The 18,906-nt window shown below is 54.3% G+C and carries 16 protein-coding genes and 1 tRNA gene; 6 read left to right on the forward strand and 11 right to left on the reverse strand.

Annotated features, from left to right (window positions below; translation table 11 throughout):
* The first annotated feature begins 269 nt into the window (after positions 1 to 269).
* Both C0U40_RS19600 and C0U40_RS19605 read left to right on the forward strand, forming a co-directional pair.
* Positions 270 to 1,502 (forward strand): flavin-dependent oxidoreductase, encoded by a 1,233-nt coding sequence (locus C0U40_RS19600; RefSeq protein WP_101657490.1) that lies wholly within the window; start codon positions 270 to 272, stop codon positions 1,500 to 1,502.
* Between the two features lie 83 nt (positions 1,503 to 1,585).
* Positions 1,586 to 1,662, forward strand: a tRNA-Met gene (locus C0U40_RS19605).
* A 304-nt stretch (positions 1,663 to 1,966) separates the two neighbouring features.
* On the opposite strand, the gene C0U40_RS19610 is transcribed toward C0U40_RS19605, so the two are convergent.
* The 11 genes from C0U40_RS19610 to C0U40_RS19660 all read right to left on the reverse strand — a co-directional run bounded on the left by C0U40_RS19610 (position 1,967) and on the right by C0U40_RS19660 (position 15,680).
* A complete protein-coding gene (locus tag C0U40_RS19610) occupies positions 1,967 to 2,671 on the reverse strand; it encodes a hypothetical protein (RefSeq protein ID WP_101657491.1) in 705 nt (234 codons plus the stop codon).
* Entirely contained in the window at positions 2,668 to 4,305 is a 1,638-nt protein-coding gene (locus C0U40_RS19615) for an RNA-directed DNA polymerase (RefSeq protein ID WP_101657492.1), read from the reverse strand. Before C0U40_RS19615 ends, C0U40_RS19610 begins: the two co-directional genes overlap by 4 nt.
* A gap of 505 nt (positions 4,306 to 4,810) precedes the next feature.
* A complete protein-coding gene (locus C0U40_RS19620) occupies positions 4,811 to 5,959 on the reverse strand; it encodes a hypothetical protein (protein ID WP_101657493.1) in 1,149 nt (382 codons plus the stop codon).
* A gap of 193 nt (positions 5,960 to 6,152) precedes the next feature.
* On the reverse strand, positions 6,153 to 6,374 hold the full coding sequence (locus C0U40_RS19625; protein ID WP_101657494.1) for a helix-turn-helix transcriptional regulator: 222 nt from the start codon (positions 6,372 to 6,374) through the stop codon (positions 6,153 to 6,155).
* 104 nt (positions 6,375 to 6,478) lie between these two features.
* Complete coding sequence (locus tag C0U40_RS19630; protein ID WP_101657495.1) at positions 6,479 to 7,198, reverse strand: hypothetical protein; 720 nt, start codon at positions 7,196 to 7,198, stop codon at positions 6,479 to 6,481.
* A 12-nt stretch (positions 7,199 to 7,210) separates the two neighbouring features.
* Positions 7,211 to 8,398 carry a site-specific integrase gene (locus C0U40_RS19635; RefSeq protein ID WP_101657496.1) on the reverse strand — a complete coding sequence of 396 codons (1,188 nt, stop codon included), beginning with the start codon at positions 8,396 to 8,398 and terminating at the stop codon, positions 7,211 to 7,213.
* A 435-nt stretch (positions 8,399 to 8,833) separates the two neighbouring features.
* Positions 8,834 to 9,463 carry a glutathione S-transferase family protein gene (locus C0U40_RS19640; RefSeq protein ID WP_101657497.1) on the reverse strand — a complete coding sequence of 210 codons (630 nt, stop codon included), beginning with the start codon at positions 9,461 to 9,463 and terminating at the stop codon, positions 8,834 to 8,836.
* Positions 9,464 to 9,551: 88 nt separating this feature from the next.
* Positions 9,552 to 10,997 (reverse strand): FAD-binding oxidoreductase, encoded by a 1,446-nt coding sequence (locus C0U40_RS19645; protein ID WP_101657498.1) that lies wholly within the window; start codon positions 10,995 to 10,997, stop codon positions 9,552 to 9,554.
* Positions 10,998 to 12,698 (reverse strand): thiamine pyrophosphate-binding protein, encoded by a 1,701-nt coding sequence (locus tag C0U40_RS19650; protein ID WP_101657499.1) that lies wholly within the window; start codon positions 12,696 to 12,698, stop codon positions 10,998 to 11,000.
* A gap of 26 nt (positions 12,699 to 12,724) precedes the next feature.
* Entirely contained in the window at positions 12,725 to 14,605 is a 1,881-nt protein-coding gene (locus C0U40_RS19655) for a TRAP transporter permease (protein WP_101657500.1), read from the reverse strand.
* A 112-nt stretch (positions 14,606 to 14,717) separates the two neighbouring features.
* Positions 14,718 to 15,680 carry a TAXI family TRAP transporter solute-binding subunit gene (locus C0U40_RS19660; protein WP_101657524.1) on the reverse strand — a complete coding sequence of 321 codons (963 nt, stop codon included), beginning with the start codon at positions 15,678 to 15,680 and terminating at the stop codon, positions 14,718 to 14,720.
* A 254-nt stretch (positions 15,681 to 15,934) separates the two neighbouring features.
* Between C0U40_RS19660 and C0U40_RS19665 the strand changes: the two genes are divergently transcribed.
* From C0U40_RS19665 to C0U40_RS19680, 4 genes are read left to right on the forward strand one after another with little or no spacing between them, the layout of a single operon-like run.
* Positions 15,935 to 16,681 carry a FadR/GntR family transcriptional regulator gene (locus C0U40_RS19665; RefSeq protein ID WP_101657501.1) on the forward strand — a complete coding sequence of 249 codons (747 nt, stop codon included), beginning with the start codon at positions 15,935 to 15,937 and terminating at the stop codon, positions 16,679 to 16,681.
* Positions 16,678 to 17,457 carry an adenine nucleotide alpha hydrolase gene (locus C0U40_RS19670; RefSeq protein ID WP_101657502.1) on the forward strand — a complete coding sequence of 260 codons (780 nt, stop codon included), beginning with the start codon at positions 16,678 to 16,680 and terminating at the stop codon, positions 17,455 to 17,457. The genes C0U40_RS19665 and C0U40_RS19670 overlap by 4 nt, the downstream gene beginning before the upstream one ends.
* On the forward strand, positions 17,450 to 18,130 hold the full coding sequence (gene larB / locus C0U40_RS19675; protein ID WP_101657503.1) for a nickel pincer cofactor biosynthesis protein LarB: 681 nt from the start codon (positions 17,450 to 17,452) through the stop codon (positions 18,128 to 18,130). The genes C0U40_RS19670 and larB overlap by 8 nt, the downstream gene beginning before the upstream one ends.
* A 29-nt stretch (positions 18,131 to 18,159) precedes the next feature.
* On the forward strand, positions 18,160 to 18,876 hold the full coding sequence (locus tag C0U40_RS19680; RefSeq protein WP_101657504.1) for a FadR/GntR family transcriptional regulator: 717 nt from the start codon (positions 18,160 to 18,162) through the stop codon (positions 18,874 to 18,876).
* Positions 18,877 to 18,906 lie beyond the last annotated feature (30 nt).

An 18,906-nucleotide genomic window follows, 5' to 3' on the forward strand; every position in this document is an offset into this window, starting at 1 on the left:
CGGCCGTTAAGCACTGTAGCGCTGATGGTACTGCGTCTTAAGACGTGGGAGAGTAAGTCACTGCCAAACCTAGTAAGTATTAACAAAACAAAACGCTCTCAAAACGATCACAAAAACACAAACCGGCCGCCCAAAAAGGGCGGCCGTTTGCGTTCAAAAGGGGGGGCTCCCCAATCCCTGATACCCACCGGACTCTATTTTAAAATTCCGGGCTTTTGATATGGTCCTCCGTGCAGGCTTTTGTCAGATTGTGGTCGGGAGGATTTCATATGACGGTATTAATCGCAGGGGCGGGAATTGGTGGCCTGACACTGGCACTCAGCTTGCAGGAGCAGGGGATTCCGTTCCGGATATTCGAAGCGGTGCAAGAAATCGCCCCGCTCGGCGTGGGGATCAACCTGCAGCCCCATGCTGTCCGGGAACTGACCGAAATGGGGCTTGCGGATCGCCTTGACACGATCGGCATCCAGACCAAAGAAGTTGCCTATTTTTCCAGTCAGGGCGGATACATCTGGGCCGAAGCGCGCGGCAGGTTTGCCGGCTACAACTGGCCGCAATATTCGGTTCATCGTGGCAAGTTGCAAATGATGTTACTTGATGCACTGCAAGAACGTGCCGGGCGGAATATCGTTGAAATAGGGCGCAGGGTTGTTGGATCAACGGATCTGGACGCTGGGGTGCAATTGTTGTTCCAGGACGGCTCTATAGTGACTGGGGCGCTTTGCATTGCTGCCGATGGGATCCATTCTGCCCTGCGTGCGCAGAATGTCCCTCACGAAGGTCCACCCAAATGGGGTGGAACGATCATGTGGCGCGGCACGACCCTTGCTGACCCTTTCCTGAGCGGTGGGACCATGGCGATGGCTGGAAGGAAGGATCAGAAATTTGTGGTCTACCCGATTGAAACACAACCCGACGGGCGGCAGTTGGTAAACTGGATTGCAGATCTGACAAAACCGGCAGATTACCTCTGGAACCGGGAGGATTGGAACCGACAGGGCCAATTGGCAGATTTCCTTCCGTACTTTGAGGACTGGAAGTTTGACTGGCTGGATATTCCCGAGCTGATCTGTGGGTCTACGGCCGTATTTGAATACCCTATGGTAGACCGTGATCCGCTGGAGAGCTGGACTTTCGGTCGTACTGTCCTTTTGGGCGATGCGGCCCATGCAATGTATCCTATCGGATCCAATGGGGCGAGTCAGGCCATTCTGGACGCCCGTGTCCTCACCCAGAGTCTGCGAGACCACGGGCTAGCAGAATCCGCGCTACAGCAGTATGAAACCACCCGGCGGGAGACCGTAAACTCGATTGTTCTTGCCAACAGGGGAGACGGGCCGGACAAGATTCTGGATGAGGTGGCAATGCTTGCACCGGACGGATTTGATCACATCAATGATATTCTAAGTGACGATTCCCTTTCAAAAGTGGCCGCTCAATACAAAACGATAGCCGGTTTCGATGTTGAAGGCCTGAACGGGCGGCCCTCGCTGGTACGCTAGGCAAAAAATGTGAAGAAACTGTCAAGAAATCTTCATTTAGCCGTTGAACCTCTCCGCCAAGAGAGTTACATCACACGCATTGGCGCGGGGTGGAGCAGCCCGGTAGCTCGTCAGGCTCATAACCTGAAGGTCGTAGGTTCAAATCCTACCCCCGCAACCAAAATACTGATTTGATATCAGTCGCTTAAAAGCCACCCTCGGGTGGCTTTTTGCGTTGGTGGGTTGTCCGTGGAAGAGTTGTGGAAGAATGCGGGGGTGGAATCGATTGCTGTAATTCTGCAACAGTTTGAATGGTCACTTTAATGCTGACCGCTGACATGAAAATTTGACATAAGGGCGGCGAGCCGACATTCGCTGCAGCGGCATAGAACATGGTGCAGTCCAAACAAAGCAGACGTTCCAACCGGTATCTTCGCTGATATCTAATTTCCTCGCATCTCAATCGATTAGTGTCTTCGTCCTAACTAGCGGGAGATTTCACCACTAGAAAAAACTTGCACAATCATTGCGAACAGATCTTCTGCGGAACGACCAGAGATATCGACGCAAAGCTGACCGACAGACATTTCGAATGACAGTCCTCGTCTTGGGTTCACTAGGCCAACGGAAGGGATTTCAGCTTCTCGCGATGCTGAGTTCAGCGCTGTGTAGGTCAAAAGCTGTCTTAGGTCGGCACCTCTAAATGACCTATCGACGGTCTTAACTTCGAACAGCGTCGATTTAGTCAAAATGTCGCCCTCTGAAGCGTCTACAAATCCACATCCCTTGAACAACGGACGTGTTCTTACCGGTAGATTAGCTCCTTTAAAGAACGCGACTAGCCTTTTCTCAATTTCTGCGGCCTCGGCTTTCTCGCTTTGCTGCAATGGCGTGTCCAGATCGACGCCCTGTCCGAGAAAAGGTTTGAGTCTACGTTTCGTATCGATCCATGCGTTTTCCTGTAACTCCGCCGGATCTGTCGGATTTCCTGCAGATCGGATAACTTCCACCATCATTGAAAAGGCAAATTCAGCGATCAGTGCCTTTCGGCCTGTCTTATCAGATTTCATGGGTGCATCGAACCGATCGAGATGCTCGAGGTTCAACCGCCGAGTAAAATGCTCCAGCATAGGGGCGGCTTCAGCCCAAAAAGCGTTGTACGTTGACGAGAAGGTTGCGGCGTCAATCACAACGGAACACTCCAGTTCTGCTGTGCCTGCATCTTTTCACCGGCCCACTTCAGTACGAGCATCTCAAACGGATCAAATTCTTTTTTCATATGATCTCGCCAATGCTTACCTTCGTCCTTCAAGATGAAAGATGAAGCAATGAATGCGCGTCTCTCGGGAGCGCTCAACTCTCGATACCGATTTTTGAGATCGGAAAGCCAATACCACTCACCCCATCGGGCCATTACTAGAATTATGTCTCGCCGAATTAGCTCCGAAGGCCGATTATCAAACAACTTTTGGAGCAAAAACTGGACCTGAGGCGTATTGCTATGAGCTAAGACACGGATCGCGAAGCTCGTGTGCATGTCTACCCTAAAGACGTGGGAGTCTTGATCGATAAGTTGTTGGATTTTGGCCAATACGGCATTTTGTGTCCCTTCTTCAAGGTGATCAAATTGATCGTCGATCATCATGAGCACCGATGAGAAAATTGGGTAAAGGACATCGCAGTTGTCCATCACCGACAATACCGCATCCTGCTTTGACTTACCTTCCAAAAACTTGATTGCGGAAATAATCTTCCGAGCGAGAGACGTGTGAACCCTGCTCTTGGCCAACTCCTCTTTGAGCATGCCTATAATATCAAATTTTCGGACCTCTGCCTTGAGCGCTTCGTAGTCATCGTCTGCGGTTGGGGAATACGGATCAAACCTGAGCGAAAAGCGCATCAGGGTAGCCCGTGAGTGATCGATTGCCGCATCAGCGGCCTGCTCCTCATCGGGCTTTTGTTCATCTTTGATCGGACTTGTGGCTTTGAATTCTGTCGAACTCATAATCCTAGTCTTTGACTTCTGCAGCGTAAGCCCCTGATTTATGAATAGCTTCTCAGAGAGGAAAATGAGATTCCGATAAGCGTCCTCTTTCGTTTGAGCAAACAGGTGGTAGTCATCTGCAAACCTAGTGAATACTATACCTTTCGATTGGAGTAGCCGATCAACTTGGTTGATCGTAATCTCGGAGAGAAGTCGAGCTGCTGGTCCGCCAATGGGCAAGCCAAAAGAGTTTGTATTGGAGAAATTTGACAGGAAACTCATTATTCTCTTTGGATACGGAGTTTCTCCAGCGACTTGCCGAAGAGCGTTCTCAAGCCGGTGGTGACCTAGCCTAGGATAAAACTCTGAAATATCACATATGACAGTAAATGGATGAACTTCGGCCAGCTCCAATGACTTCTTCATGAATTGAAACCAACCCACCTCACGTGAGAAGACGTCCCCAGTTTCCGTGTTTGGCTCAAATCGATAGGAAAACACCGCCTCATTCTTACGATCAATCCTGGCACGCTCAATCGATTCACCAATTGCTGTAACTGAAGCAAGAAAATGAGCGTTCCACATAGGGTCAATTTGAGTGGCCCATCGAAAGCCAGAATAGGTGACTGGCGTCAACGAACTGACATTCTTAGGTGGAAACTGATTCAAGTATTGCTCAAATTTCTCATCATACTCAATCACCAGCTCGACTGCCTCTGTCTCCTTGTCAAAAAACGCATGGTTTTCAAACGGAAATGGAAATATGTCAGTATCGCCGTGTTTGATGACATTCTGAACAGCTAGTTTTGCCGCTTTCTTGAACTCGGCTTTGGTGACCATTATCAAATTTCCTCAATGCAACGCCTGATACTTATCAACCATGACGATAGTCATCTTGTGAGATCGCATCAACTCCATCGCTTTCCGAAATAGGTTCGGTTGTCCAAATGGTCAGTTCGCCGAGGCCAAGATTCTCTTCAGCGGCCAGTGCCGGCAAAGCAGGCTGCGACCGCAGCAACGTGACCGGTCGATGAAGGGTCAGGCTAGGTCAATCGCAAGCATCGCATAGGGCCGATCCGTCATCAGGAATAGGGGCAGAGCAGTGAAGGCACCTAGGTGAATTTTCCCATTTCTTGGTTTTCTCTAATTTGCGTTGCTCTTCGGCCCATTTTCTTGTCGCTTCATTAGACATTCTGTTACTCCTTACTTTACACAAAAGAATCTCAAATTTCTCTGTCAGCGACAATGGTAGCAAAAATTTGACACATCAATTCAATACACGACAGTTCAGGAAAGTCCGTTGCGTAAAGTAGCGGCGAGGAGTTGAGGACATCTCTGCTCCTCCCTAAACCCAACAATATTTCCCTGCTGCCTTTTGCAGACGTTCACCTACTGTTTTCGGATGTTCTTCACTCATGTCCCGAAGCGTTGCGGTGTGCCGATCCATAAAGTCAAAGAACTCGTTTTCCCCGACCTCCGAAATTGCCGCGCGGGTGAAGAATAGGCCCAAAATCTGGCGGTCGAGTTCTCGCATTTTGGCGGTTCGGTTAGCGAGCACTACGTCTGACGGGGAAACACCGCTACGATGCTCGGTCAGGTCTGTTGTGACTGTCTCTGCAAACGTTTGCCATAGCTCATGCGTAGGCCAACGGGCGCGGTTGCTGTCGTGGGTTGGGATGGTGTAGCGCATCCGTTGGACAGCATCTCTGAAGGCATCTCCGAGCTTTGCGCGAACGTCTGCCCAAGAATGGATTTCAAATTTATTACGCAGTTGCTTTGATCCAAGCCTCAGCTCGAAACGCCAGACTTGGCTGGTTGATTGGTCGGTAAGGTCGAGCGGGTCTTCGCCACATCTTGCGCGTTCCGCATTCCAGATGGTAAGCCAGCCGTGCTTGGCTTTTTGCATGACTTCAAGCCGCTTGTCGTAGATTGCCAACTGACGGTTTGCAATTTTTCCAGCACGAAGCCCTGTTACACGCGCACCGCGGGCCTCCGTGGTGGTTTCGTCAACTCCGGTATCTTCTGTTGTGCTGGTTCCGGGCGGGGCAATCAAACAACACCGATCCGGTTCGAACCACGGCGCCAGAAAATCCACAGCAAAGTCGGTTCGGGTCACGCGCAGTTGGTGTTCACCATAAGGAATTTCCAATGCCTCCATGACTTCCCGAAAATGTTGCTCGGCATGATCTAGGCCTCCCGTGGCCAAACCAAAGGCACGGAAATCTACGGTTATGGCAGGGTTGAAAGCTATGCGGTCTAAAGGGTCTTGGAAAAGCCAAATAGCGCCTGTTTCCCCCGTACGAGCTAGGAAATTCCTGCCTCTACTGGGGCTAACGAAAAGAACAGTTTCTCCAAACTGGGTATAACAATCTTGCCCAATCTTTTTTGCGAACTCTCTTGCAGCTGCAAGTTCTGCCCGAAGAGTTAGGGGGATTTCAGCTTGGACTGTGAATTTCAGACCATCAAAGCCCCTGTGTAGTATTTGTACGCTCATTTTCTCTTATTCCCATTTATGTATTCGTAGAGGGGGGTGTTACAATGCCCCCCTTAATCGCGCCTTCTCGCGCGAATGGTTCGCCTGCAAATTGGCGAGCCGCGTGTCATGCGCTCGCTCGCGCGCTTGGGGCTGTCCGCCCCTGCGCACAGCAAACGCCTGCCACGCGGTGCTAATATTCCCACTTGGGTCATCACGATGAACTGCACTCAGAGGTATGCCCACGGCGGCGGCTATCAATCCAATCCGTCAAGTCACGGATGCGGTACCGAACGCTTCGACCGATTTTGTAATGAGGTGGGCCGTATCCGGTCACGCGCCATTTTTGCAGGGTGCGAACCGACTGGCAAAGCTGATCCGCTGCCATGCGTTCGTTGACAAGCTCGCTGGACGTTGCGCCACTTAAATCTTGCATCTTTTTTCAATCCTTTCCTTCGGGTTGCGATAGTCGCCACCTTAGAAAAGGATTGCAGAAGTTGTCCTGCTGGAACGTTGGCGCAATTAGCGCTCGGAATGGAGCTAATTGCGCCAGTGCGCGTTTTGGCGGTCGGCTTTGATCCGCTTTTTCATCGCGTTGAGAACAGTTTTTTCGGGTGTTTCCGGTGAAAGCTCGGCAAATACAGCAACGCAGAACCTTGCGGCTTTGGACGTGGCCACTCCGTTGAGTTCATCGCGTGTGAAGTCTCGGGAGAGAGAAATGCACCAAAAATTCCGAATATCTTCGATCCAAACGTCTAAGTACCGGTTGCCTTGCGGTCCAGTTTTTTGCTTGCCCAAGCCAAACTGACGTATGTATTCCGCTGCGTCGGCAAGGAAATAGGCTTGTCTGCGTAATGTTTGTACATTGAGAAATGAATCCGCGCGTTCAGGTGGTCTGTAGGGCTTGTCTAAGTGTCCGTCATAGGCATAGTCGGCTTCGTAATCTTCGCATTTCAAATAATAGTCTCTTTCATTGTCGTAATACGACGCACTTTCTAAAATGTCTTGGTAAGGCTCTTTAATCGTTTCCAAAAATGCTGATAGCTTGGCGACTTCACTAGCTATCCGTTGAAGCTCTTTGTGTTGGTCTGATACCGAACCAAGATTTGCCGCCTCTTTTCGCCGTTGGACAAATCTCCCGCACACTTCGTTAAGCTGTGATTTTAGTAGTGACGTATTAACGGCTGGAATATCAAATTCGATGAAAAGAGATTCAATGAATGCGTCAGGAAGTGTCCCTTCAAAACTCTCATGTTCCAATATTTTGACCTCTTAAGACACGATGCGGACAATCTTTGTCGGCGGGTTATTGATGCCAAGAGCCAGTTGCAGAGACGCGGCGTTTTCCTCTGCTGCTTTCAAGATCGGCTCATCCGCTAGATGAGCGTAACGCATGGTTGTCTGCAACTGCGTGTGGCCCAAAAGTTTGCCAACCATCTGGATTGGCATACCCGACGATACAGCATTTGAAGCGTAGGTATGGCGTAAGTCATGAATCCTAGTGTTGGGCAATCCGGCGCGTTCTCGGATACGGCGCCAAGGGTGTTGCAGGTCCGTGATGTGGCGCCCAGCAACAGCACCGCAGATCACGTAAGGATTGTCTAACTGGCGCGGCAAGCCTCCCAATACGTCACGCGCTGCTTGCGGTAAGGGGATACGCCGAGCGCCTGTTTTAGTATCCGGCAATTCCATCCGCTGAGGTGTGATGTAATCCCATTTCAGCGTTTGAATTTCGCCCAATCGGCACCCTGTTAGGATAAGAAGGCGGAAGGCGGCGATCACATACACCGTTTCTGATCCGTCCTGCTCACAAGTTGCAAGCGCCGCGCCGAGCCGCTGAAGCTCGTTTTGGCTTAGAAAAGCTTCGCGCTTCTTTTCGCGGAACTTAGGAACATGCCTGCACGGGTTGGACCCGTCCGGCCGCAGCCCCCAGACCTCTGCAAGATTGAACATCTTGGAAAGGACGCCCAACACGCGGTTTGCCTGATAGGGTGTTGCCTTCAGCTTGTGATGCAATGCGGATATGTCTTTGCGTTCTACATCGACAACTTTGAATGCGCCAACTGCAGGCTTGATGAAGAGAGACAGGCAACGCTTGTATTCCGCAGCAGTTGAGGGCTTGCAACGTTCAAGAACGTGCATTTCAAAGAACCGGTCGCAAAGCGCATTCATGGTCGAGGCGCGGCGATGAATGCTTATGTCTTCAATGGGATTTTCGCCCATGGCCGCCTTACCAAGAAGATCCTTCGCTTTGGACCGCGCCTGATCCGGCGTCAGAACACCGTGCCGACCAATTGAAGCGCGACCCGTGCGACCGCCTTTGGGATACTGGACCTGATAGGTTCGCGCCCCTGAAGGCAATATGCGAACGCCGAACCCTTTCACTTCGCTATCCCATGCAAAGTAGTCTTTGGCTTTCGGTGTTAATCCCTCAACAAAACGCTTCGTCAATTTCGGCATTTTCAATCTCCTCTGCGGCCTGCTGTTGGAAGCGAATTGGAATTTTCACGGGCCAAACCGTGGCGTAAGAGGTAGAAAAGCGCAGTAGGTTCGGTCAATAAAAAAACATCAAAAACAAGAAGATAGAGTAAATCGGAGCAAGCGGGAGAAGTCCGTCGAAGTGGTCAAAGGCGCTCTCATAACCTGAAGGTCGTAGGTTCAAATCCTACCCCCGCAACCAAAATACTGATTTAAGATCAGTCGCTTAGAAGCCACCTTCGGGTGGCTTTTTGCGTTGGTGGGTAGGTTGTGGCAATCCGGTGTATGAATCCGGCAGCGTTTGAACCGGATGATTGAGGCACCAATCAACCGGTCTTTCCAACCATGCAAGGATTTAACCCTGCCGGGCGCAGAGAGTGGCAGCGGCCCCCGTTGCAGGATCGCTGATGGCAATGCCTAGCCTTGCGGGATTTCGCCCATCACTTTGGGGACGTGATAGCCTTTTTGAACAGCTTCCCGTGCCAGAAGGCGTTGGTACCAGGCGCGCACAGACGGATACTCTTCAAGACTGATTTGTTGCCATTCATGCCGCGACACCCACGGCCAGATTGCCATATCGGCTATAGAGTATTCGTCGCAGATGTAATCCCGCCCGGTCAGACGCTTGTTGAGCACATCGTACAGCCTGCGGACCTCTGTCCGGTAGCGGTCCTCTGCGTAGGGGGCTTTGCCGGGGTTGAAATGCAGGAAATGGTGGGCCTGTCCGGCCATCGGTCCCAGCCCGCCCATCTGCCACATCAGCCATTCCATAACACGCGCGCGCCCTGTGGAATCCGTTGGCAGGAACTTGTTATATTTATCAGCAAGATACCACATGATGGCACCGGATTCCATTAAGGCTACATCGGTTTCCCGATCGACAATGGCAGGGATCTTGTTGTTGGGGCTGATTGCCAGAAACTCGGGTGTTTTCTGTTCATCCTTGCCGATGTTGATCGGATGGGCGGTATATTCCACACCCAGTTCTTCTAGCAGGATGGACACTTTGCGCCCGTTGGGTGTTGTCCAAGTGTATAGGTCTATCATCTGTTAAAACTCCTGTTCGGGCGTCAGCACCGGGCTGGGATGGTCTGATTTTCGATCATCTTGATACGTTAGAGGTCAGGGCGCAATCCTATAGAATTTTTCCCGGATTCATCAGGTTATCCGGATCAAGAGTGGACTTGATCTGTTGCATCAAACTGATGGCAACCGGATCTTTGTAGCGGCGCAGCTCGTCCCGTTTGACCTTGCCGATGCCGTGCTCTGCTGAAATCGACCCGCCCATCCGGTGAACAATGTCGTGTACGATGCGATTAAAGGCTGGATATTCGGCAAGGAAATCGGCGTCTGACATGTCCAGCGGCCGTGACAGGTTGAAGTGGATGTTACCGTCTCCGAAATGGCCAAAAGGGCAGGGCCGCAGGCCGGGCATATAGGCGACGACGGCTTCAGTCGCTTCGCGGATGAAATCGGCCACCCGTGAGACCGGCACGGCCACGTCATGCTTGATCGACGCACCTTCCGGTTTCTGGGCCTCGGAGAGATGTTCGCGCATATCCCAAAGCGCATCCTTCTGGGCCTCGGATGCGCCTATGGCTGCGTCCAGAATTTCAGAGGCTTCAAATGCGGCCCCGAGTGCGGTTTCCAGCCGTCCGTCCAGATCATCTTCGGGGTTGGCACTGGTGAGTTCGACAAGGCAGTAAGCAGGATGGGCTTCGGCCAATGGGTCGGTGCAGCCGGCATGATCAATGACCATCCGGAGACCAAGGCGTTCAATGTATTCAAACGTTGAAAGTGTATCTGCGTTTTGCGCCCGCACCCGGCTGTAGAGCGCCAGCGCGGTGTCCGGCCCGTTACAGGCAACCATTGCTGTGGCCCGCTGCACAGGTTTGGGAGAGAGTTTCAGAACGGCGGCTGTGATAATGCCCAAAGTGCCTTCAGCCCCGATAAACAGGTTGCGCAGATCATAGCCGGTGTTGTTTTTGCGCAGCGCGTTCAGATCGCTCAGGATGCGCCCGTCCGGCAGGACCACTTCAATCCCCAAGACCAGATCGCGCATGTTGCCATAGCGCAGAACAGCGGTGCCCCCTGCATTTGTCGACAGGTTGCCGCCGATCTGGCAGGACCCTTCCGATGCCAGCGAAAGCGGGAATAGTGCGCCACCATCATCGGCGGCCTGCTGGATATTGGCGAGTATACATCCGGCGCCCACAGTCATTGTCGCGTTTACCGGATCGAAGTCGAAAATCTTGTTAAGCCGGTCTGTCGTCAGGATCACTCCACCGTCAGGCACGCCGCCGCCCACCAGTCCGGTATTGCCGCCCTGTACCACAAGGGGCACACGGGCGTCGCGGCACAGCCGGACACATTCTGCGACTTCGGTTGTCGAGGCAGGGCGTAACAGGGCCAGTGCAGTGCCCTTGAACAGGCCTCGGTCCTCAATCAGGCGTCCGGCAAATTCGTCGGGATCGGTCTGCACGTAAGCTGAACCGATCGCCCCCGCCAGTTTTTGCAGCAGGTCTTTATAAGCTGCTGCAGAATCTGGGACGGGTCTCTCTTTGGACATGGCGGGGGTCATTCAGGCGGTTTCCTTCGCGCGGGCATTTTCGCGCAATTTGGAAATGGTCGTGCGGCTTGAAATCTGGTCGGGATTTGTAACCAGTTCGATAAGGGCAGGGCGGCCTGCTGCGCGGGCGCGCTCAAATGCGGCAGCAAAATCCGCTGTGCGGGTGACCCGTTCTGCGTGGGCGCCAAGACCTTCGGCCATCCGGCAGAAATCGTGGTTTTGAAGGGTTGTGCCTGAAATGCGTTCCGGGTGGTCACGTTCCTGATGCATGCGGATCGTGCCATAAATACCGTTGTTGAACAAAAGCACGATGGGACAACCGCCGTATTGCGCGGCGGTCGCGAGTTCGTTGCCGCTCATCATGAAGCCGCCGTCCCCGACAAAGGACAGAACAAGACGTTCCGGCTCTAGAACCGAAGCCGCGACGGCTGCTGGAACCGAATAGCCCATAGCACCACAGGTTGACCCTACAATCCGGCCCGGACGTCCGAAGCGTAGATACCGCTGGGCCCAGCCTGTGTGATTGCCTGCATCTAGTGTAACCACAGTGTCCTCGGGCAGGCTGTCGCGGATCTGGCACAGCGCTGCGCCCATATCCAGTTCCCATTCCTGACTGTCGGGCATTTCGGTATCGGCAAGGTAATCCGCATGCAGTTTACCGCACCAGTCCGACCAGTCATCCGCACGGCCCAGATTGACGCCTTCCAGCGCGTTTGCCGTTTCAGCAGGCGAAGCTACCAAGCCCAGATCAGGGGAATAAACCCGTCCGATTTCATTGGCATCCGGGTGCAGGTGGATCATACGCACCGCGGGATCGGGCGGGGTGATGGTGGAATAGGTTTTGGTCGTCATCTCGCCCAGACGGGCGCCGATCACGATCAATAGATCGGCTTCTCTCTGGCTTGCATAAAGGCTGGTCGGGGTAGAGGTGCCGAAATCTCCCGCGTAAACAGGGGACAGGTTGTTGACGATATCCTGCCTGCGGAATGAACAGGTTACGGGAATATTGTTTGACTCTGCAAAGGTCGTGATCGCACGGGCAGCTTGGGCATCCCATCCCGAACCTCCAAGCAGCAGCAAAGGTTTGGAGGCTGTCGAAATTTCTGCGCGAATAGCCTCAACATTGGCTGAAGACAGCGCGGCCTGCGTTGGCGTGTAGGCGCGTGCATCCGCAATGCTCACCACATCGGTCAACATGTCTTCGGGCAGGGAAATCACAACCGGTCCGGGGCGTCCTGACGTAGCGACGCGAAAGGCGCGGCTCATGTATTCGGGGATGCGGCGGGCATCGTCGATCTGCGTTGCCCATTTCGCGATAGGCCCGAACATGGCGCGGTAATCGACTTCCTGAAATGCTTCGCGGTCGGTTGTATCCCGTGCGATCTGACCGACCAGCAGGATCATCGGGGTGCTGTCCTGCTGTGCGATGTGAACGCCAATCGCGGCGTGACAGGCACCGGGGCCCCGTGTGACCATGCAGATGCCCGGTTTTCCGGTCATCTTGCCGTGCGCTTCTGCCATATTTGCGGCACCGGCTTCGTGGCGCGCGTTGATCAGTGTGAACCGGTCCTGCACATCATAAAGCGCATCCAGCACTTCGAGGTAGCTTTCGCCCGGCACGCAAAAAGCAGTGTCTGCACCGTGGATTAAAAGCTGGTCCACAAGGATCTGACCTCCCGTTCGAGGGCGCACGGTTTGAAGGTCTTTCAACATGTTGTCTGCTCCGTTTAGTCCTGAATTCAGTTGTTTGTCGCGCTGGCCGCAGGGGCTGCGGCCCCGCGGTAGCGCAGTTTTTGTGCGGCAAAGATGGCTCCTGCGATGCTTAAGCCAAGCACGGTTACACGCCAGTCGGGGTAAATCAGGCAGAGTGCCGCGCCGAACAGGATCGACGCCAGCCAGACGGGTGTCCGCCCGAAGAAATACCGCTGCAGGGCGGCTGCCAGAAGGATCACGCCGATGGTTGCCTGCAACAGAACGATGACGATGCGTGTCAGATCGCCCTGCAACAGGATGGTCGGTTCATAGACAAACATGAAGGGTACGATAAACCCTGTGGCACCAAGTTTAACGGCGGCCCAACTGGCTTCCATGATGCGTGCATGCGACAGGGTATTGGCTGCGTAGACAGCCATCGCAACGGGCGGCGTAATTGCCGACAGGATAGCGAAGTAGAACACAAACAGATGCGCTGCCTCTACCTGAACACCAAGTTTGACGAGCGCCGGAACCAGTAGCGCGACCTGCACGATATAGGCAGGTGTGGTCGGCATCCCCATGCCAAGAATGATGCCCGCAACCATGGACAGGAACAGCGCAATAATCAGTTTATCCTGTGCAGCTTCGATAACGAAATTGGAGAAGGTCAGCCCGAGACCGGTGATGTCAATCACACCGACAACGATACCGGCGCAGGCACAGGCTGCCGCGATAGACAGCACATTGCGCGCGCCGCCTTCAAGGGCCTCGATGATATTGTTCAGGGTGACATAGTGCCGTGTCGTCTTGCGCATTGCGGCAACCGGAACGACCGACAGGATACCGCAAAGCGCGGCATAGGGTGCGGAATAGCCCAGCATCAATACGCCGACGATGATTATAAGCGGCAGGAAAAGGTGGCCCCGTTCGCTGAGCACCTTGCCCAAGGGAACCTGATCCTCTTTCGGGACAGACCCGATATTCAGCCGCTTTGCCTCAAAGTGGACAGCGGCAAAAAGGGCGATGTAAAACAGGATCGCGGGGGCAAGTGCGTATTTCGCGACAGTCAGATAGCTGACGCCGAGATATTCCGCCATGACAAAGGCGGCCGCGCCCATCACAGGGGGCATGATCTGCCCGCCGGTAGAGGCCACGGCTTCAACGGCGCCGGAAAAGGCCGGCCGGAACCCCATGCGTTTCATCAGCGGGATCGAGAATGTTCCGGTGGTCATGACGTTCGCCACCGCGGAACCCGAAACAGAGCCGAACATGCCCGAGGTCACGCAGGCCACCTTCGCCGGACCGCCCGCCTGACGACCAGTAATTGCCACGGCAAAATCCATAAACAATTGGCCCACGCCCATCTTTTCAACGAGCGAGCCGAACAGGATGAACAGGACCATATAAGTGGCAGACACCGCGATCGGGATGCCGAAGATACCTTCGGGTGTCATGAACAGTTGTTCGAGGATCACCGAAGGCAGTGTGGATGTGAACAGAAACCCGTAGGCCATGAACAGAATTGCAGTGATGGGCAGCATCGGCCCCAACATCCGCCGTGTGGCTTCCAGCAGAAGGACTACCAGCGTTATGCCGACAGCGATGTCCACAGGCGTTAACGGGTCTACATAGAGAAACCGTTGCGTGATGTAATTCAGGTTCAACGACGGATAAAGTGCCGCCAGAAAAGCCGCGATCCCGAACAGGATATCGTACCAGCGTGGCACATCGGTGCGCAGCCCTTTTCGGTCAACTGTGAGATAGATCAGCACCAGCGCAAGTGCCACATGGACGCCCCGCATGATGTAAGGGTTGGGTGGCCCTGCAAAGGCAACGTAGAGATGCCATAGCGCCATGCCGATTAGCATCAGCCGGGCTATACGGGCAATCAGTGGCATCTTGTCCGTGAGTATCGACAGGCTCATGGGAAGTCTCCGCGGTGGTATCTGTGTAAATGCAATGGCGCGCCCGCGTCAGGCGGGGCGAGGGTACGGGCGGGGCAATGTTGCCCCGCCAGACAGTCGGGTCAGGTCCGGATTATTCCATGCCTGCTACGCCACGTTCGGCGTAGAATTCCTTGGCTGCCGGATGGAACGGCACGCCAAGATCGGTTGCCATTGTTTCAACAGTCAGTCCTGCCATTGATTTTGTGACTGCTGCGAAGTTCTCGTTATTGTCTGCAATCGCGCCTAGCACCGCTTTGACAATGTCACCGTTATAATCGCAGGCGGCGACCATATGGGTGTCATAGCTGATGGTGCGGATTTCTTCATCAAATCCGGGGTAAGAACCGGCAGGTACCGTCCGGTGCTGGAAGGCAGCGTTCTTTGCCTTGAACTTGGCGAAGGTTTCCTCGTCGATGTTTACCAGATTGATCTTGCGCGCCGAAGCCAGATCCATAACCGACCCTGTAGGCAGGGAAGAGCCCAGCGTGAAGAAGTCAGCATGGCCGTCTTTCATCTGGCTGGCAGAATCCGAGTAGGACGTGTGGGCCACCGCGCCGAGATCATCAAAGGTCATATCCTTGGTCGCCAGCAGTTCGCGTGTCAGGAACTCGCCTGTATTGCCAAGCTGCTGGGTTGTCAGTTTCTTGCCCTTCATGTCTTCGATCGAGGTGATGCCTGAATCCTGTAGGGCAACAACCTGAAAATACTGTGGATAGAGAACGCCAAGGTTGCACACATTTGTTGTGGCCTTGCGGAAAGGTTCCTTGCCCGAAAGGCTGTCCACCGTTGATGTAGAGTTGGCAAAGGCAATCGCAAAACGGCCCGCGTCAACACCAACCACGTTGGACACACCGGCGCCCGGCATAACTGTAATGGTAACATCCGGGTTTTCCCGTTCCACCACTGCCTTGATCGCGCCACCGACCGGATACCACGATCCGCCCTGTTGCCCTGTCGCCATAACAAGTTCTTCGGCATGTGCGCCAAAGGCGGTTGCCGTCATAAGAATGGTTGCCGCCGTGGTGTGGCGGATGATTTTTTTATACGCGGACATGAAATCCTCCCGAATGCGTTGTCCATGCATACCGGTTCTGGCCGGATGCTCCTCCTGTGCTGGCACTTCTGCCATCGCCTCGCCAAACTGTTTGCATTTCACGAACTTGTCAATAAAAAATACAAAATAGCATCGAAAACGGTGTTGTTGTAATGTTGAATACGTATATTGGACCTTATATTTGGCCGTTTGGTCAACATTGACAACTTGTCATACAGGTGTATTTATGGCCTAATTGTTATACGGAGTGACGAATGAGCGATCTGATCGACGGTTCTGTTCCCCTTGCGCGGGGAACGACGTTGGGTGAACAAGTAACCGAGGCATTGCGGGTCAACGTTACCGACGGATCATGGCCTGTCGGGGCGATGTTGCCGTCCGAAAGCAGCCTGGCGCAAAGTTTACAAGTCAGTCGCACTGTGATTCGCGAGGCGGTTTCGCGGCTGAAAGCGGAAGGTCTGCTGTCCAGCCAGCAGGGGCGCGGGGCATTTGTGGTCAGCGACCGGCCTCAAATGGGGTTTTCCATTGCCAAGCAGGACGTGGAAAGCCTGCGCAAGCTGACGCAGATCCTTGAACTGCGTATGGGGCTGGAGATCGAAGCAGCTGCACTTGCCGCAGAACGGGCAGACGCAGACGCGCATAAGGAAATCAACGCAGCGGCGCAGGCCTTTGCTGACTCTACGGGCAGCGGCGCTGAAGGGGTGGAATCAGGGGTTGCGGCTGACATCCGGTTCCATCGCGCGATAAACGACGCGACTGGCAATGACTATTATCTAGGGCTGTTCAACTATCTGGGGGCCAGCCTGCGCGAAACCATTCTTGCAGGTCGGCTGAAAGCGGTAGAGCGTGGTGGCGAAAGCCGCGAGGCCGTGCAGGAACATCTCGACGTGGCAAATGCCATTCTGGCGGGGGATGCAGATGCAGCACGAGAGTGTATGCGCAATCATCTGAAACTGTCCGGCGCGCGGTTGTTGGGAAATCTGAAAGGCGCGGAGTCGTGACCCTGCCACCAAGACTGGAAACTGCGCTGCTTGGACCAGAGTCCCTGACGGTTGCGCTTAGTGGCGGTATCGACAGCCTGACACTTTCCGCCGCTGCGGCACGGGTGCGCGGGGTGGAAGGTGTAACCCTTTGTCATGCCGTATCCCCTGCGGTGCCCGAAGCTGCGACCGGGCGGGTTCGCGCTTTTGCAAGGCAGCACGGTCTGGTTCTGCGGGTGGTGGATGCGGGGGAATTTGCCGATCCGCAATACCGCGCAAATCCGGTGAACCGCTGCTATTTCTGCAAATCCAACCTTTATGGCACGCTGGCCCGTATGGGCGATCAAGTGGCAGCAGGAACAAATACAGATGACCTGTCCGATTACAGGCCCGGTCTTGTGGCGGCAGATGAAAACAGGGTGATCCACCCGTTTGTCGAGGCGAGGATGTCAAAAGCGGACGTGCGGAAACTCGCACGTGCGCTGGGCCTCGGGGATCTGGCGGATTTACCTGCCGCGCCCTGTCTGGCCAGCCGCATTGAAACGGGGCTGCGGGTGGAACCCCGCGACCTGCAGATGATTGACAAGGCTGAAGCCCGTTTGCGGGCCGAACTTGGAAATGTAACCCTGCGCTGCCGCCGGATGAAGGCTGGTTGGGCTATAGAACTGGATCCCGTCGTTCTGGATGCAATGGATCAAAAGTCCCGTGGACGTTTGATAGATCTTGCCGCGCTGCCGGATGAGGGGGAGGTAACTTTGCGGTCTTATAAACGAGGGAGCGCCTTTGTGCATGGATAAACCTGACGGACACCCGAGTGTAACCTTTGATCGTACCCGCGCCCGCCGTATCGGCATTGAAGAGGCAGCACTGTGTGAATTCAAAACGGTAGAGCAGATCGCGGCGATCCTGCGCGATGCCGTTCGTGAAAACCGCCGGCTTTTGCTGACACGGCTGACAGGGGCGCAATTCGATGCACTGCCGCCCGACCTGCGGGACAGCCTTGATTATTGCGTCTTGTCGCGCACTGCAATTGTGGGGCCGCTACCCGAACCGGAAACCAAAGTTAAAATCGCACTGGTGAGCGCGGGAACCTCTGATTCCGCACCCCTTGCAGAAGCGGCACGGGTGCTCGCCTATGCCGGGCTGGCAGCGGAAGAGATTGCGGATGTCGGCGTGGCGGGGCTCTGGCGTTTGCTGGCACATGAGAAGAAACTGTCCGAAATGGATGTTGTCATCGTTTTTGCGGGAATGGATGCCGCTTTGCCATCCGTGGTGGCCGGTTTGGTCCCGGGATTCGTGATCGCAGTGCCTACTTCGGTCGGCTACGGGGTCGCGACAGGGGGACGTGTTGCGCTTGATGCTGTACTTGCCAGTTGCGCACCGGGTGTGACAGTGGTCAATATCGACAACGGCTATGGCGCGGCGGCAGCGGCTCAGCGGTTTGCCAACATGATGCGCCGCCGAAAGTAAATCGGGCGGGACGTAAAATGGGGGAGTGTATGGAAAATGCCAATCTGAAAATCCGTAAACGACAGACGCTGGCTGACCAGCTTTATGGCCAGATACTGGAACAGATCGTTTCCGATATTCTCAAGCAGGATGAAAAACTGCCATCGGAGCACAAGATCGCATCTGCCTTTGAAGTGTCCCGTCCTGTGGTGAGAGAGGCGCTGCGCAAGTTGCAGGAGGACGGTCTGGTGGAATCGCGCCGTGGTGTCGGCACCTTCGTGCGCCGCAAGCCACCCGAAAAACTGATCCAGTATACCGCAGCGGATTCTGTTGCAGGGCTGATGCGCGCGATGGAAGCCCGCATGACCATAGAGGCTGCAACCGCGCGACTGGCGGCACAGCGGGCCGGCCCCAAAGACCTCGCCCGTCTTGAGAAGGCTTTGGGAGAACTGGAAGCATCCATGCAGGCCCGCACGCCACTGGTAGACGCCGACTATGCGTTTCACCGCGCGATTGCGCAGGCCAGCGGTAATGCGGTTTTTGTGGATATGCTGGATTGTGCACGCCCTACGATTGAACAGGCAATTGATGTGGCACAGAAGCTGACACGCGAAGGCGCGCAATCGCGCATTGATGCCGTCGCACGGGAACATCGCCAGTTGTACGAGGCGATTGTCGCGGGCGATGGTGAAGCCGCTGCGCTTTGCATGTCCTATCATCTTTTACAGGCGCGACACCGCATTACCGATCACGCCCGTATCGAATAAACACTCACTCAATCTTCGTCAGGACATTCC

This window comes from Neptunicoccus cionae (assembly GCF_002860325.1).
GTDB classification, from domain to species: domain Bacteria; phylum Pseudomonadota; class Alphaproteobacteria; order Rhodobacterales; family Rhodobacteraceae; genus Amylibacter; species Amylibacter lutimaris.